The following is a 14,618-nucleotide window of genomic DNA, read 5'->3' as shown; positions in this document are numbered from 1 at the left end:
CCATGAGCGACGCGTCTTCGCCCGAAACCCCGAACTCCGCCACCGAGGCGGCCGCACCGGAGGTCTGGCACCGCGTCCATCCGCTGACGCCGATCCTCGAGAGCCTCGGCGTCCTCGTCGGTATCTTCATCGCCGCGGCCTACGGTCTGCAGAACTTCTTCCAGAGCGCCGTCGAAGACCTCGCCTCCGGCCGGTCCGTCAACCTGACCTTCGCCGAATGGCTGGGCGCCCACCCGCTGGTGATCCTCGCCGTCGTCGGCGGAATCATTCTGATCCTGGTCCTCACCGCCTTCTTCAGCTGGCTGGCGTGGCGAGTCATGGGGTATCGGGTCGACGCCGAGGCGATCTACTACCGTCGGGGGCTGCTGTCGAAGAAGCTGCGCAAGGCCCGTCTGGACCGCGTCCAGTCGATCGACCTGCAGCAGAAGCTGCTGCCGCGCATGCTCGGCATGGCCGAACTCGTCTTCGATGTCGCCGGCGGCACCGACTCGAACATCTCCCTGAAGTACCTGTCGAAGAAACGTGCCGAAGAGCTGCGCGACGAACTTCTCGCCGCGGTGAAAGCGAAGAAGAATGCATCCGCGACGTCTGCGACGTCCGTCACTGCAGAGCCCGGAGCCGCAGCCGACCACGGTGGGGCCGAGCCCGATACAGGGGCCGGCAGCGGCGCAGGAGCCGGTGCAGCACGCTTCGGGGCCGGAGACCACGGCAACCCGGGCCCAGGTCCGGATGGAGAACAGCCGGGCATCGACCGCTCAGTGCCCGAACGCAGCGCCGACAGCATCGGAGTGCGACTGAGCAAACGCCTGGGCGTCCTGGCCGACGATGTCTCCCAGGAAGCGGAACGAAGCCTCAATGACCTGCTGGCTCCGTACAACCTCTCGGCCGATGTCGGCGAAGAGGGAGAGATCATCCGAGTGCCCGCCCATCGGGTCATCGTGTCCTCCCTGCTCAGCACGGGAACGCTGATCTCCGTCGGAGTGATCGTCGCCCTCGTCGTCATTGCCTTCGTGTTCCTACTCGTCGGGATCGAGGAAGCCTTCCTCCCGATCCTCATCGGTGGACTGCCCGGCATCTTCGCCGCGTTCGCCGGGTTCAAGAAGAACCTCGACAATGCCAACTTCGTCGTCCGCATCAGCGAAGACGGGCTGGCCGTCAGCCATGGACTCTTCTCCACGTCCCGCAAAGTCATCCCGCTCGACCGGCTCCAGGCCGTCTGCCTCCACCAGCCGCTGCTATGGCGCTGGGCCGGCTGGTGGAGGGCCGAATACAACATCGCCAGCGACGGCGGAAAGAGCGACGAGAACCTGCTCCTGCCGGTCGGCGATATCGACCAGGCACTGCTCATGGTGGGTCTCGCTCTGCCCGATCCGCAGCTGCCCGAAGGCATCTCGGCCGACGGTCTCGTCCGGTCGGCCATGTATGACAGGAAGTCCTCACACCCCGACGCAGCGGCGGCCGAGGAGCTGTTCCACGCGCAGCCGCGCTCCTCACGGATCCTCGACCCCCTCGTCTGGAGACGACGGGCCTATGCCCTCACCGATTCCCTGCTCGTGCTGCGCCTGGGAGTCCTCGATCGCCGGGTCGACTTCGTGCCCCATGTCAGGGTCCAGTCCCTGCGCTACTACCAAGGGCCGCTGATGAGAGCGCTGAAGCTGGGCAGCGTGGCCGTGCACTCGACCGCCGGACCCATCACCCCGCTCGTGAAGCATCAGGACGCCGAAGCTGCCAAACGCTTCTTCACCGAACATGCCGAACGTACTCGGATCGCCCGCCAACGCTTCGACGCCGCCGCGAAGTCGGCGCACACCGGCCCCATCGAGACCCGCGAGGAAGACAACGGATGAGCCAGGACGACGCACCACGGCTGGGCATCGGAATCATCGGCTGCGGCCGAGTCGGAGCCAGCATCGGTGCCGCCTGGAGGCAGGCCGGTCACGCGATCATCGGAGTCAGCGCCACCTCGACGGCCAGCCTCGAACGTGCCGAGGACATGCTGCCCGGAGTGCCGGTCCTCGACCCCGACGCGATCACCGAACGCGCCGAACTCGTGCTCATCGCCGTCCCCGACGACGAAATCGCACCACTGGTGACCGGGCTGGCGAACCTCGGCCGCATCCATGCCGGGCAGATCCTCGTGCACTGCTCCGGCCGATACGGAACGGACGTCCTCGAGGCCGGGACCCGCCTCGGCGCTCTGCCCATCGCGCTGCACCCATCCCTGACATTCACCGGCACCGAGGTCGATCTCAGCCGTCTGCGACAGGCGACGATCGCGGTCACCGCGCCCGCCCCGATCCGTCCGGTGGGCGAGGCCCTCGTCGTCGAACTCGGTGCCGAACCGATCGACATCGCCGAGGCGGACCGTCCTCTCTACCACGCGGCCATCACCCATGCGTCGAACCATTCGATCACGATCCTCGCCGAGGCCATGGAGCTGCTCGCGGAGGCGGGCGTCGCCGATCCGTCGGCCGTCCTCCACGCCCTCGTCGACGCCAGCGTCGCCAATACCATGCAGAACGGACCGAAGGCGCTGACCGGACCGATCAGCCGTGGTGACGTCGGAACCATCGAAGCGCACCTGGCGGCACTGAGCGAGTTCAGCCTCAGCCGATCGAACCCGGCCGTGCGCAACAGCTACATAGCACTCGCCCGATCGACGGCCGCGAAAGCACTGGCGATGGGACGGATCACAGAAGCTCAGGCACAGCAGATCCTGAGCGCTCTGGACTGACCGCCGAATTCCCCCGTGCGGCCCGTCCACGGTAGCCTTGAAGCATGGCGAATACCGACTCGAAGACACCTGAGAACGCAGACCTTTCACCCGAACACCTCGATCCGGAACAGATCCGGATTCGAAAGGACAAGCGCCAGCGTCTCCTCGACGACGGAACCGATGCCTACCCGGTGACGGTGCCCCGCACCCACAGCCTCGCCGAGGTCCACGCCGCCCACGACGGTCTCGAAGCGGGGGAGGAGACCGAGGCTGTCGTCGGCGTCATCGGCCGAGTCGTCTTCGTCCGCACCACCGGCAAACTCTGCTTCGTCACACTGCAGTCCGGTGACGGCACCCGCCTGCAGGGCATGCTCTCGCTGCGTGAAGTCGGCCAGGAGCGCCTGGACGACTTCAAGACCGACGTCGACCTCGGCGACTTCCTGTTCCTGCACGGAAAGGTCATCAAGTCCAAGCGCGGTGAGCTCTCCGTCCTCGCGGACTCCTGGACCATGGCGTCGAAGGCCCTCCGCCCGCTGCCCGGATTGCACACCGAACTCGCCGAGGACACCCGCGTCCGCCAGCGCTACCTCGACCTCATCACCCGCGAGCAGGCTCGGGAGACGATGCTCACCCGTGCCAAGGTGATGTCGTCGCTCCGGAAGACCTTCGCGGACCAGGACTTCGTCGAGATCGAGACGCCGATGCTGCAGACCATGCACGGCGGTGCCTCGGCACGCCCGTTCAAGACGCATATGAACGCCTATGACATCGACATGTACCTGCGCATCGCCCCGGAGCTGTTCCTCAAGCGGGCGGTCGTCGGCGGAATCGAGAACGTCTTCGAGATCAACCGCAACTTCCGCAACGAGGGTGCTGACTCCACTCACTCCCCGGAATTCGCGATGCTCGAGGCCTACCAGTCCTTCGGCGATTACCATTCGATCGCCGATCTCACGAAGACCCTCATCCAGAATGCCGCCCAGGAAGCCACCGGATCGCTCGTCGTCACTCTCGACGACGGCACGGACTACGACTTCGGCGGAGACTGGCCGGTCGTGAGCATGTACGACTCCCTGTCCGAGCTGTCCGGCGTCGAGGTGACCCCGGAGACCGGGCTGGACGTCCTCGACAAGATCGCCGCCGACAACGGCGTCGACATGGGCGGAGTCTTCCGCTCACACGGAAAGTACGTCGAAGAGCTGTGGGAGCACTTCTACCAGGACAAGCTCTGGGCTCCGACCTTCGTCACCGACTTCCCGGTCGACACCTCACCTCTGGTGCGTGAGCACCGGACGAAGAAGGGCGTCGTGGAGAAGTGGGATCTGTATGTGCGCGGCTTCGAGCTGGCAACCGGCTATTCGGAGCTCGTCGACCCGATCATCCAGCGTCAGCGTTTCGAGGCTCAGGCCGCGGACGCCGCTCGCGGTGACGATGAGGCGATGGGCCTCGATGAGGACTTCCTCATGGCGATGGAGCACGGAATGCCGCCGACCGGCGGAATGGGCATGGGACTCGACCGTCTGCTCATGGCGCTGACCGGTTTGGGAATTCGTGAAACCATTCTGTTCCCATTCACCAAGCCTTTGGCTTCTTCGCAGGAGGACTCGGCTCAGGAGGGCTGATCTGATTATGTTGGATATCCTCAAAGCGCTGCTCCCGTCGATCTGTGTGGGATTGCTGTTCTGGTATGTGTTCCGGAATATCGTCCGCGCAGATCGCAATGAACGCGAACAGGTAGATAAATACTATTCAGAGATTGAAGTTAGCGAAGTCGACGATAATCCCCGAACGGATGTTAAGATGACAGCGACAAAAACCTCTGATTACGAAAAGAGTGAACATGGCAAGGGAAATGCGCCTCGTTCTCACGGATGATTTCGACGGAAGCGAAGCGGCGGAAACCGTTCGTTTCAGCCTCGACCAGGCGACGTACGAACTCGAGCTCTCAACCGAGAATGCCGACAAACTCCGTGAGACGTTCGCCCCATTCATCGCCAAAGCACGTCGTGTAGCCAACACCGGTGGCCGTGGCCGCCGTGCGGGCTCGTCGGGCCCCAAGCGGGACACGGCGAAGATCCGCGAGTGGGCTCAGAACAACGGGTACCAGCTCGGTGATCGTGGACGGATCCCGCTGGAGATCGTCGAAGCATACGAAGCAGCGGAGAAGTAAGAGGCTCATTCGAAAGCCGATAACTTCCGATTAGACCCGAGGGGTCAGCGAATTGAATCGCTGGCCCCTCGGTCTTTTTGTGCTCGACCTCGGTAATATCAATTGCCCTCATCCGGCGATGCGGCAACACAGCAGTGATGAAACATCACAGACAATTGCCAGGTGGAGAGTAGTTGAAAATCATATCGATTGATGCCGCAGCCAAATGATTCGAAGAAGCTGCACACGAATCAAGGGAGCCTGCACTGCGGCTGAGGAAAGACCTCTGCTCACCGCACGGCTGTTGAAGTCGGTTCAGTTCTCCGGGTTCAATTGAGTTCGTGCCGCGCTCATATGCTCCGGGTCTCCGGTCTGCAGAGCGTACAGCCCCAATTCGACGGGCGACGTCGAGTAGAGCTCGCCGCAGTGCTCGGCGAACCTGGGCCAGATCCGACCGCCGGCTTCCACGTATCGCGCGCTCGTGTTCTCGAACGCTGAGGCCGAGACACTGGCGTGATGGAACATGAAATCTCTGGCCGGATCGCCGATTGCCGCGGTCGTCCAGTCGAGGATGCTCAGATTGACGGGTCCGTCCATGAGCTGATGAGCCGGGTACACCTCGCCATGAGTCACGGTTGAGAACGACGGCCAATAGCTGTCATCGTCGAGCCACGCGGTCCACCGCCGGAGCAGGGACGGCGCCACCTCGAACTCGGCGGCGACGTTGTCGATGTCTTCGCGCTTGCGCTGTCGGATCTCAGTGGGGGAGAACTCCGGAATGCCTGTGTCCCGAACGACAGCCGGGTCGACGGTGTGAAGTTCGGCGAGGACTGATCCGAGCGATGCGGCATACTCAGAGGATTCGACATCGAAATGCCACTGCGGCTGACCACTGTCATCGATCGTCAGTCCGGGAGTGCCCGGCAGCAGCGGGTAGGCGATGAGGTCATTCGAGTGGATCTGCCAATCCGGGACCGCGACGCTCAGATGCGGTGCGATGGCGCCCAGGAACCGGCCCTCGACGGCGGCGCGGGCAGAGACATCCGGACGCCGAGGGATCCGGAGCACCCACGCTCCGCCGTCGACCGCCTCGGCGATGGCGACCTGGAAGTCGAGGCCGAGCTCGTTGATGACGATGGAATCGGTGATGATGTCGAGACCGTGGGCCCGGGCCAGGTCCCGGATGATCGTGGGATCGGTGGGCATGTCTGCGTCCTCTCTGACGTTGCTGTGTGGGTCTCGAGTCTAGAGAATTTCGCCCACAGCCAAACGGTTTCGGCTGATGGCGAAACCTGCAATAGAACCGCGGTCGTGGTGGTTAGGCTCAGAAGAATCAGAAGACCGAGGAGGATGAATATGTTCGAGCGGTTCACCGACCGAGCACGACGCGTCGTGGTGCTCGCGCAGGAAGAAGCGAAACTTCTCAAACACAACTACATCGGCACCGAGCACATTCTGCTCGGCCTCATCCATGAGGGTGAAGGTCTGGCAGCGAAGGCACTCGAGGGAATGGACATCTCCCTCGAGCAGGTGCGCGACCAGGTCCAGGAGATCATCGGTCAGGGACAGCAGGCTCCGAGCGGCCATATCCCCTTCACCCCGCGGGCGAAGAAGGTCCTCGAGCTCAGCCTCCGTGAAGCACTGCAGCTGGGTCACAGCTACATCGGCACCGAGCACATTCTGCTCGGCCTCATCCGTGAGGGCGAAGGCGTTGCCGCGCAGGTGCTCGTCAAGCTCGGCGCGGACCTCGGACGCGTCCGCCAGGAAGTCATCAAGCTGCTGTCGGGCTACCAGGGCAAGGAGCCCGTGTCCGCCGGCGGCCGCGAAGAGGGAACACCCTCGGGATCGCTCGTGCTCGACCAGTTCGGCACCAACCTCACCGCTGCGGCCCGCGAGGCCAAGCTCGACCCGGTCATCGGCCGGCACGAGCAGATGCAGCGCGTGATGCAGATCCTCTCGCGCCGGACGAAGAACAACCCGGTCCTCATCGGTGAACCCGGTGTCGGCAAGACGGCTGTCGTCGAAGGACTCGCACAGGCCATCGTCAACGGCGATGTCCCCGAGATCCTCGCCGACAAGCAGCTCTACACACTTGACCTCGGTTCGCTGGTCGCGGGCTCCCGCTACCGCGGTGACTTCGAAGAGCGTCTGAAGAAGGTTCTCAAGGAGATCCGCACCCGCGGCGACATCATCCTCTTCATCGACGAGATCCACACCCTGGTGGGTGCCGGAGCCGCCGAAGGTGCGATCGATGCCGCTTCGATCCTCAAGCCCATGCTGGCTCGCGGAGAGCTGCAGACCATCGGTGCGACCACGCTGGACGAGTACCGCAAGCACATCGAGAAGGATGCCGCTCTCGAGCGCAGGTTCCAACCGATCCAGGTTCCCGAACCGTCGCTGGCGCATTCGATCGAGATCCTCAAGGGTCTGCGTGACAAGTACGAAGCGCACCACAAGGTCACCGTCACCGACGGAGCCCTGGCAGCCGCTGTCAACATGTCCGATCGCTACATCAACGACCGGTACCTGCCGGACAAGGCGATCGACCTCATCGACGAAGCCGGTGCCAAGCTGCGCATCTCGCGTCTGTCGGTTCCCCAAGAGGTGCGTGACCTGGAGGAGAAGATCCTCGAGGCCCGCCACCGCAAGGAAGCCGCCATCGATGCTCAGGACTTCGAACTGGCAGCCTCGGAGCGCGATTCCGAGATGAAGCTGCAGAAGGAGAAGGAAGAGCAGACCGAGGCGTGGCGCAAGTCCGGCACCGACACCTCGAAGGTCGTCGATGCCGATCTCATCGCCGAAGTGCTCGCCTCTGCCACCGGCATTCCGATCTTCAAGCTCACCGAGGAAGAGTCCTCGCGTCTGCTGCGGATGGAAGACGAGCTGCACAAGCGCGTCATCGGTCAGGACGATGCAGTCAAGGCGATCTCGCGGGCGATCCGTCGTACCCGCGCCGGGCTGAAGGATCCGAAGCGCCCCTCCGGCTCGTTCATCTTCGCGGGCCCCACCGGCGTCGGCAAGACCGAGCTGGCCAAGGCTCTCTCGGAGTTCCTCTTCGGCGATGAGGATTCGCTCATCAGCCTCGACATGTCCGAATACTCGGAGAAGCACACAGTTTCGCGACTGTTCGGTTCGCCTCCGGGATATGTCGGATACGAAGAGGGCGGTCAGCTCACGGAGAAGGTCCGCCGGAAGCCGTTCTCGGTCGTCCTCTTCGACGAGGTGGAGAAGGCCCACTCGGACATCTTCAACTCGCTGCTGCAGATCCTCGAGGATGGTCGACTGACCGACTCGCAGGGTCGTGAGGTGGACTTCAAGAACACCATCATCATCATGACGACCAACCTCGGTACGCGTGATGTCTCGAGCGGACTCCAGCTCGGATTCCAGGTCGAGGGTGACACGAAGACCAACTACGACCGGATGAAGCAGCGGGTCAACGAAGAGCTCAAGCAGCACTTCCGTCCCGAGTTCCTCAACCGGGTCGATGACACGATCGTGTTCCCGCAGCTGAGCATGGTCGAGATCATCAAGATCGTCGATCTCTTCCTCGAACGTCTCGACGTCCGCCTGGCCGATCAGGGCATGAAGGTCGACGTCACGGCCAAGGCGAAGGATCTGCTCGCCGAGCGCGGCTACGATCCCGTCCTGGGTGCCCGTCCGCTGCGTCGGACGATCCAGCTCGAGATCGAGGACACTCTGTCGGAGAAGATCCTGTTCAAGGAGATCGGACGCGGCCAGACCATCAAGGTCGACGTCAAGGGCGAAGGAAAGGACGCTGAGTTCACCTTCGAAGGCATCGAGACCGAGAGCCTGAAGCCCGCTGAGGATGACGAAGGCGAACTCGCAGGACTGGGTTCGTCCGGTTCGAGCGGATCCTCGGAGACCTCGGCCTGATCGTTCATCACCTTCTCGGATGACGCCTAAGAGTCCGGGGAGTCGGCAGCAGCCGGCTCCCCGGACTCTTTCGTGTTCGCCTCGGGTGATGGTGTTGAATGTCGGTATGAGCTCACACGCAGGCGACTTCGATCACGGACTGATCTCCGAGGACCATCATTCAAAGCACGAACTCCCAGGAGGTCTGTACCTGCGACGCGCGAGGACCGGCGACGTCAAAGGCATCGAAGCCCTGGTCGCACCGCTGGCCGGTGAGCGGATCCTGCTCGCCAAGGACACGGTGACCTACTTCGAGTCGCTGCAGGAGTTCTGGCTGGTCGTCGACCCGCAGCCCGATGGTTCCGAGATCCTCGCCGGCTGCGGCGCCCTGCACATCATCTGGGCGGATCTCGCCGAGGCGCGCACGGTGGCCACGTCACCGGACTATCGGGGCAGGGGAGTGGGCAAGGCGATCATCAAGCAGCTGCTCGCCGATGCTCGTGAGATCGGAGTCGACCGGGTGTTCTGCCTGACCTTCGAGACCGGATTCTTCGGTTCGCTCGGCTTCGAACCGATCAAGGGAATCCCCGTCTCACCCGAGGTCTACGTCGAGCTGCTTCACTCCACCGATGAGGGCGTCGCAGAGTTTCTCGACCTGGCCCGGGTCAAACCGAATACCCTGGGCAACTCACGGATGATCAAATACCTCTGAGGCAGACCCTGATCCTGCCCGTCACCGGCGGGCGTCGGTCTTGGCCACGCTCTCACCGGCCAGTGTAGGCGACTGCCGCACACGCACCGTCCAGTGGCGACGTCTGCCACGTTCGGGTCCTGATTCAGCTGTTCGGCAATGCCAATCGGCCATCGACCTGTTGTGCCAGACCGTCGTCGACGAGGTCGGAGATGAGCCGATTGATCCTGTCCTGGTCCGCACTGAGTTCACGCACTCGCACCACCGCCGTGGCCGTCGATTCGGCCAGTGAGTCGAGATCCGCCGGGTCGAAGTCGGTCACCGAGGCGGTGAAGACGTCGAGCCGGACACCGCGTCGGTCGTCCCCGGCGACGTGCGCTGCCTTGAGGACATCCATGATCGCGCCGCGCAGCTGTCGATCGGTGCCTGCCCACTTCTGAGTCTTCGGTTTCGTCGCCGAGGCGGGTCTGCCCAATCGGTTCCATGTGCAGATGTCCTGGAGCGGGCAGGCGGGGCAGTCGGGATTGCGTGCCGTGCAGACGAGGGCCCCGAACTCCATGACTCCGGCGTTCCACTCAACGTGCTTGTCCTCGGGTACGAGGGCCGCCGCCCAAGTGGTCTCTTTCCGGCCAGGTGAGGTGGTGGGGCGTTCCCTGCCCGCGAAGAGGCGGATGAGGACCCGACGCACGTTCGTGTCGAGCACGGTCGTCTTTCGACCGAAAGCGAAGGAGGAGACCGCGGCGGCGGTATAGGAACCGATGCCCGGCAGTCGTTCGAGCTCTTCAGTCGTTTCGGGAACCCGGTTGTCCAGGTCCGCGGCGATGACTTCGGCGGCTTCCTGCAGTCGCAGCGCTCTGCGCGGATAGCCCAAGCGATCCCAGGAGTGGAGGACTTCGGCGGTCGGGGCGGCGGCGAGGTCGGCTGGTGTCGGCCATTTGTCCATCCACGCACGCCATCGCGGTTCGACTCGGGCAACAGGGGTCTGTTGGGACATGATCTCACTGACGAGGATTGCCCAGGCGCTCGTCTTCGGGTGCCTCCACGGCAGGTCCCGGGCGGTGTCCTCGAACCAGGTGATGATGGTGTCCTGGACTCGTCTGAGCACAGGTTCGGACACCTCGGGGAAGGCGGAGGTCGACCCGGAGGGATTCGATTCGGGACCGGCTCGGTGTGTCATTTGGATGCTCAATCGCTTCGGCCTAGGCTCAAAGCGATGACTCCTTCCAATCGTGGTTCGCAGCCGAACAGAGCTGCCGGACAGCCTCGCCAGTCTAGCGGGAAGCTGCCTGCTCACGTGTACCGCCGACGCCGCATCACGCTTGCTGTGGCCAGCCTCCTCGTCCTGGGGCTTCTCGTGCTCGGAATCGTCGGTATCGTCAAAGCCATCGGCGGCCGCAGCGACGGATCGGACAAGGTTGCATCCGAGGAGACTACCCCGGCCGAATCGACGACGGCGGCACCCGTGCCGGATAAGAAGGCAGCGAGCGGAAAGTGCCCGGAGGACAAGGTCTCGCTGAAGGCGAAGGTCGATCCGAAATCCGTGAAGGACGGGAAAGAACCCGAATTCGGCATGGTCATCGAGAACGGCCACACCGCCACGTGCCTCATCGAGGTCGGTACCGATAAGCAGGAATTCATCGTCGAAAAGAACGGTGATGTCGTGTGGTCGTCGGAGTACTGCGCGGCGGCGAAAGACGAGAATGCCGAAGCTTCCACGGAGTTCGCCCCGCAGTCGGAGAAGACTGCGAAGCTCAAATGGAACCGGATCAAGGTCGACAAGAACTGCAACCGCGAAGACGCTGACTTCGCCCCCGGCGACTACGAGCTCATCGTGAAGCTCGATGACAAGAAGAGCGAACCGACGCCGTTCGAGCTCGAGAAGAGCGCCGCCGATAAGGCCAAGGAGAAGAAGGCCGCGGAGGAGAAGAAGAAAGCCGACGAGGAGAAGAAGTCGGAAAAGGAATCCGGCGAGAAGGACTCCTCGGATGAGAAGCAGTCAGAGGACCCGCAGGACTGAGTCCTCAGGCACCACGGTAGGAGCCGACTCCCCAAGAGTTCCCGTCGTGGTCGCGGAAGTCGAATTCGCGGCCGCCGTAGTCTTGAGTCGCTACCGGTCGCACGATCGCATGCCCCAGGTCGACGATCTCCTGGTAGAGTCGGTCCACTTCTCGTTCGGTGTCGACGACGACGTAGATCGAGCTTCCGCCCACTGCATCGAGTGCCGATCCGTCGTTGCGGACCGAACCGAACATGATCCCGCCGTTGTCACCGAGCGCGAATTCGGCATGCTCGACGAGGGCCGGGTCCTGCTCATTGCGCACGAGCAGTCTTTCGGTGAACCCGAGCGTGACCAGCAGTTCGATCGTCGCTGCGGCATCGGTGGTCCGGAAGGCGGGAAAAACTGTCGTGGTCATGACACCAGGATGCTCCAAAACCAAGCGAAAGTCCCGAACTTTCTCACTTCTGCTCCCGAAGGCCCTGCTTCGTCAGCATCAGTTCGACCGCCCCGGCGATGTGTTCGCACTCCTCGACCTCCATCTTGTCCGGTGCCGCCACATTGGTCATGGCTCCCTTGGCGACGACGGCATGAGTGATGCCCAGTCGTTTGGCTTCGTTGAGGCGTTGGCCGAGATTGGGGACATTGCGGATCTCCCCTGACAGGCTGACTTCGCCGATCGCGACGAGGTGGCGAGCCAGCGGCTTGCCGAGCAGCGCCGAGGCCAGGGACATGCAGATCGCGAGGTCGCTGGCCGGCTCGGAGAGCTTCGCTCCGCCGACGGTGGCGGTGAAGACATCGCTCTTGGCGAGGTTCGCCTGCGCGACGTTCTGGCTGAGCACAGCCAGCATCATCGCCACTCGGGAGGAATCGACTCCGGAGACCGAGCGACGGGACTGGCCGCCGGCGGATTCTGTGATGAGCGATTGGACTTCGACGAGCAGCGGTCGCTTGCCCTCCTGCGTCACCGTTAGGCAAGTGCCGGGCGGATTCGCACCGCTGCGCGAGAGGAACAGTCCCGACGGGTCCTCGAGACTCTTGATCCCGTTCTCCTCCATATCGAAACAGCCCACGTCGTCGGTGGGGCCGAAGCGATTCTTCACCGCGCGCAGCATACGCAGACGCGAATGCCTCTCACCTTCGAAGGTGCATACGACGTCGACGAGGTGCTCGAGAAGGCGAGGACCGGCGATCGTGCCGTCCTTCGTGATGTGGCCGACGAGCACAGTCGGCAGAGACCGGGCCTTGGCTTCCCTGATGAGGGCGGAGGCGACTTCGCGGACCTGGGTGACTCCGCCGGGGATGCCTTCGACCTCGGAGGATGCCAAAGTTTGGATCGAGTCGACGACGAGCAGCTCCGGCTGTTCGGATTCGATCATTCCCAGTACCGACCCCAGATCGGTCTCGGCGGCGAGGAGCAGCGAGTCGGCCAGGGCATTGATCCGTTCGGCGCGCAGCCGCACCTGACCGGCGGATTCCTCACCGGTGACATAGAGAACCTTGACCCCGAACATGGCGATCTTCGCGGCGACGTCGAGCAGCAGCGTCGACTTGCCGACCCCCGGCTCGCCGGAGAGCAGGACAACGGCGCCAGGCACGATGCCACCGCCGAGCACCCGATCGAACTCGGGGACGAACGTCGATCTCGCCTGCGCGAGCGACGAGTCGATCTCGCTGATCGGCTTCGCCGCATTGGATTTCTTGACCTTCGTCTTCACCTTCGACGAGTTCGCGCCCTTTTCCTCAAGGGTGCCCCAGGCCTGGCATTCGGGGCAGCGTCCCAACCATCTGACTGTCGAATAGCCGCATTCCGAGCATGTGAAAGACATACCGCAATTCTGGCACGGGCCGCTGACACGAGAGTCCTTGCTCGAGAGTCCGGCCTCAGTGACAAGGAGAGCTGGCCGGTGCGCACTGCAGTGGGGGAGCCCGGTGAATGCAGAAGGGCGCCCGACGATGAGTTCGTCGGACGCCCCTGCCGGCAGAGTGCGGCAGCCAGGTCAGTCGAGCGTGGTGAGGATTCGGGGACCATCCTCGGTGATGGCGATCGTGTTCTCCGAATGGGCACCATTCGAACCGTCGGCCAGGCGCAGGGTCCAACCGTCCTTATCGACGGACAGCTTCTTCGAGGTGAACGACCACCAGGGTTCGATCGCCAGGGTCAGGCCCGGTTTGAGGACCAACCCGCGACCGCCCTTGCCGCGGTTGGGCACGTGCGGATCCTCGTGCATCGTGTGGCCGAGACCGTGGCCGCCGAAGTCAAGGTTGACGGGGATGCGGTGGGCATCGGCGACGTCACCGATGGCCTTCGAGATATCGCCGAGGCGGTTGCCTGCTTGGGCGGCACCGATTCCGGCTTCGAGACCGGCCCAGGTGGTATCGATGAGGCGCTGGTCTTCGTCGCTGCCGTTGCCGACGACGACGGAGCGGGCGGCGTCGGCGACCCAGCCGTCGATGGAGACGGCGAAGTCGAGGGTGAGCAGGTCGCCGTCCTTGAGGACGTGGCTGTGCGGTTTGCCGTGGAGGACGCCGTCGTTGACGGACAGGCAGATGACGTTGCGGAAGGGGCCTGAGCCGAAGGAGGGGGCGTAGTCCCAGTAGCAGGACTTCGCTCCGGCATCCTCGATCATCTTCCGCGCGGTCTTCTCCAGGTGCATGATGTCCATGTCCGGTTCTGCGATCGAGGTCAGCTCGGCCAAGGTCTTCGCGACGAAACGGCCGGTCACCGCCATCTTGTCGATCTCGGCGGGCGTCTTCAGCTCAATCACAGGGGTCTCCTTCAATGAGGTGCAGGGTTTCAACAGCGTTCACTGGTCCAGACTCGATTTTAGTCCTCGGCAATGCTGAAGTCGCGGCCGCACCCGGTTCTGTGGGCAAGCAGACAGTCGCGGTCGGAGCTCAGCGTCACTCGGTTCGGTCTACCGGACAGCCGACTTTTGCCCGAAACCTGCTCGTTCAAGGGTTCGCTCGAATATCGCCCCGTTTACGTCGTGTGATTCGAGCGAGCCCTTGATCGATGCGCGAAGGCGGGCGTTAAAAGGTCGGGGACCTCTCGGAGGTGGGGTCGTGAACCAGGCAGCAGTTCCGACTTCGGGCAAGGATGCTTGTGTCTTGATTTCCCGGTGCGTAGGGTGCGGAGCATGAGGCACATCATCATGGCTTACAGCGCAGGCATCGTTCTGGCAACTTC

The 14,618-nt window shown here is 63.4% G+C and carries 13 protein-coding genes; 8 read left to right on the top strand and 5 right to left on the bottom strand.

The features are described from left to right. The first annotated feature begins 2 nt into the window (after nt 1-2). From HIM68_RS15705 to HIM68_RS15685, 5 genes are read left to right on the top strand one after another with little or no spacing between them, the layout of a single operon-like run. Nucleotides 3-1,847 (top strand): PH domain-containing protein, encoded by a 1,845-nt coding sequence (locus HIM68_RS15705; protein ID WP_172173806.1) that lies wholly within the window; start codon nt 3-5, stop codon nt 1,845-1,847. Next, nucleotides 1,844-2,734: a Rossmann-like and DUF2520 domain-containing protein gene (locus HIM68_RS15700; protein WP_172173803.1), complete on the top strand. Its 891-nt coding sequence runs from the start codon at nt 1,844-1,846 to the stop codon at nt 2,732-2,734. Before HIM68_RS15705 ends, HIM68_RS15700 begins: the two co-directional genes overlap by 4 nt. Nucleotides 2,735-2,778: 44 nt before the next feature. Next, complete coding sequence (lysS, locus tag HIM68_RS15695; protein WP_139468648.1) at nt 2,779-4,338, top strand: lysine--tRNA ligase; 1,560 nt, start codon at nt 2,779-2,781, stop codon at nt 4,336-4,338. Between the two features lie 7 nt (nt 4,339-4,345). Beyond that, the gene (locus tag HIM68_RS15690) at nt 4,346-4,591 is read left to right on the top strand and encodes a hypothetical protein (protein WP_172173560.1); all 246 of its coding nucleotides are present in this window, start codon (nt 4,346-4,348) and stop codon (nt 4,589-4,591) included. Beyond that, entirely contained in the window at nt 4,557-4,886 is a 330-nt protein-coding gene (locus tag HIM68_RS15685) for an Lsr2 family protein (protein WP_092015973.1), read from the top strand. The genes HIM68_RS15690 and HIM68_RS15685 overlap by 35 nt, the downstream gene beginning before the upstream one ends. Nucleotides 4,887-5,180: 294 nt before the next feature. Here the strand turns inward: HIM68_RS15685 and HIM68_RS15680 are convergent, their stop codons facing one another. Next, nucleotides 5,181-6,071 carry a macrolide 2'-phosphotransferase gene (locus HIM68_RS15680; protein WP_172173800.1) on the bottom strand — a complete coding sequence of 297 codons (891 nt, stop codon included), beginning with the start codon at nt 6,069-6,071 and terminating at the stop codon, nt 5,181-5,183. A gap of 150 nt (nt 6,072-6,221) precedes the next feature. On the opposite strand from HIM68_RS15680, the gene HIM68_RS15675 reads away from it, so the two are divergent. Continuing rightward, nucleotides 6,222-8,762, top strand: coding sequence for an ATP-dependent Clp protease ATP-binding subunit (locus HIM68_RS15675; RefSeq protein WP_139468746.1), 2,541 nt, complete (start codon nt 6,222-6,224; stop codon nt 8,760-8,762). 106 nt (nt 8,763-8,868) lie between these two features. Then, nucleotides 8,869-9,453 carry an amino-acid N-acetyltransferase gene (locus HIM68_RS15670; RefSeq protein WP_139468645.1) on the top strand — a complete coding sequence of 195 codons (585 nt, stop codon included), beginning with the start codon at nt 8,869-8,871 and terminating at the stop codon, nt 9,451-9,453. Nucleotides 9,454-9,577: 124 nt separating this feature from the next. Here the strand turns inward: HIM68_RS15670 and HIM68_RS15665 are convergent, their stop codons facing one another. Continuing rightward, nucleotides 9,578-10,609 (bottom strand): A/G-specific adenine glycosylase, encoded by a 1,032-nt coding sequence (locus tag HIM68_RS15665; RefSeq protein ID WP_172173797.1) that lies wholly within the window; start codon nt 10,607-10,609, stop codon nt 9,578-9,580. Between the two features lie 36 nt (nt 10,610-10,645). On the opposite strand from HIM68_RS15665, the gene HIM68_RS15660 reads away from it, so the two are divergent. Further along, nucleotides 10,646-11,449: a hypothetical protein gene (locus HIM68_RS15660; protein WP_253904002.1), complete on the top strand. Its 804-nt coding sequence runs from the start codon at nt 10,646-10,648 to the stop codon at nt 11,447-11,449. A 4-nt stretch (nt 11,450-11,453) separates the two neighbouring features. Here HIM68_RS15660 and HIM68_RS15655 read toward each other — a convergent pair whose 3' ends face one another. From HIM68_RS15655 to map, 3 genes are all read right to left on the bottom strand, one after another. After that, nucleotides 11,454-11,846 carry a glyoxalase/bleomycin resistance/extradiol dioxygenase family protein gene (locus tag HIM68_RS15655; protein WP_139468643.1) on the bottom strand — a complete coding sequence of 131 codons (393 nt, stop codon included), beginning with the start codon at nt 11,844-11,846 and terminating at the stop codon, nt 11,454-11,456. A gap of 43 nt (nt 11,847-11,889) precedes the next feature. Beyond that, nucleotides 11,890-13,257: a DNA repair protein RadA gene (radA, locus tag HIM68_RS15650; protein WP_172173794.1), complete on the bottom strand. Its 1,368-nt coding sequence runs from the start codon at nt 13,255-13,257 to the stop codon at nt 11,890-11,892. A 171-nt stretch (nt 13,258-13,428) separates the two neighbouring features. Next, complete coding sequence (gene map / locus HIM68_RS15645; protein WP_172173791.1) at nt 13,429-14,196, bottom strand: type I methionyl aminopeptidase; 768 nt, start codon at nt 14,194-14,196, stop codon at nt 13,429-13,431. Nucleotides 14,197-14,618: the final 422 nt, after the last annotated feature.

Origin of the sequence: Brevibacterium sp. CT2-23B (assembly GCF_013168765.1) — a bacterium.
Lineage (GTDB): Bacteria > Actinomycetota > Actinomycetes > Actinomycetales > Brevibacteriaceae > Brevibacterium > Brevibacterium sediminis.
Note: the sequence above shows the minus strand (reverse complement) of the source record. Positions and strands in the feature narration are given on the sequence as shown.

What these genes read in the sequence shown, in the direction of transcription:
- HIM68_RS15685 (WP_092015973.1), top strand. Translation starts at nt 4,557, where the DNA reads ATGGCAAGGGAAATGCGCCTCGTTCTCACGGATGATTTCGACGGAAGC.
- radA (WP_172173794.1), bottom strand. Translation starts at nt 13,257, where the DNA reads ATGTCTTTCACATGCTCGGAATGCGGCTATTCGACAGTCAGATGGTTG.
- HIM68_RS15655 (WP_139468643.1), bottom strand. Translation starts at nt 11,846, where the DNA reads ATGACCACGACAGTTTTTCCCGCCTTCCGGACCACCGATGCCGCAGCG.
- HIM68_RS15660 (WP_253904002.1), top strand. Translation starts at nt 10,646, where the DNA reads ATGACTCCTTCCAATCGTGGTTCGCAGCCGAACAGAGCTGCCGGACAG.
- lysS (WP_139468648.1), top strand. Translation starts at nt 2,779, where the DNA reads ATGGCGAATACCGACTCGAAGACACCTGAGAACGCAGACCTTTCACCC.
- HIM68_RS15670 (WP_139468645.1), top strand. Translation starts at nt 8,869, where the DNA reads ATGAGCTCACACGCAGGCGACTTCGATCACGGACTGATCTCCGAGGAC.
- HIM68_RS15665 (WP_172173797.1), bottom strand. Translation starts at nt 10,609, where the DNA reads ATGACACACCGAGCCGGTCCCGAATCGAATCCCTCCGGGTCGACCTCC.
- HIM68_RS15690 (WP_172173560.1), top strand. Translation starts at nt 4,346, where the DNA reads ATGTTGGATATCCTCAAAGCGCTGCTCCCGTCGATCTGTGTGGGATTG.
- HIM68_RS15675 (WP_139468746.1), top strand. Translation starts at nt 6,222, where the DNA reads ATGTTCGAGCGGTTCACCGACCGAGCACGACGCGTCGTGGTGCTCGCG.
- HIM68_RS15705 (WP_172173806.1), top strand. Translation starts at nt 3, where the DNA reads ATGAGCGACGCGTCTTCGCCCGAAACCCCGAACTCCGCCACCGAGGCG.
- HIM68_RS15680 (WP_172173800.1), bottom strand. Translation starts at nt 6,071, where the DNA reads ATGCCCACCGATCCCACGATCATCCGGGACCTGGCCCGGGCCCACGGT.
- HIM68_RS15700 (WP_172173803.1), top strand. Translation starts at nt 1,844, where the DNA reads ATGAGCCAGGACGACGCACCACGGCTGGGCATCGGAATCATCGGCTGC.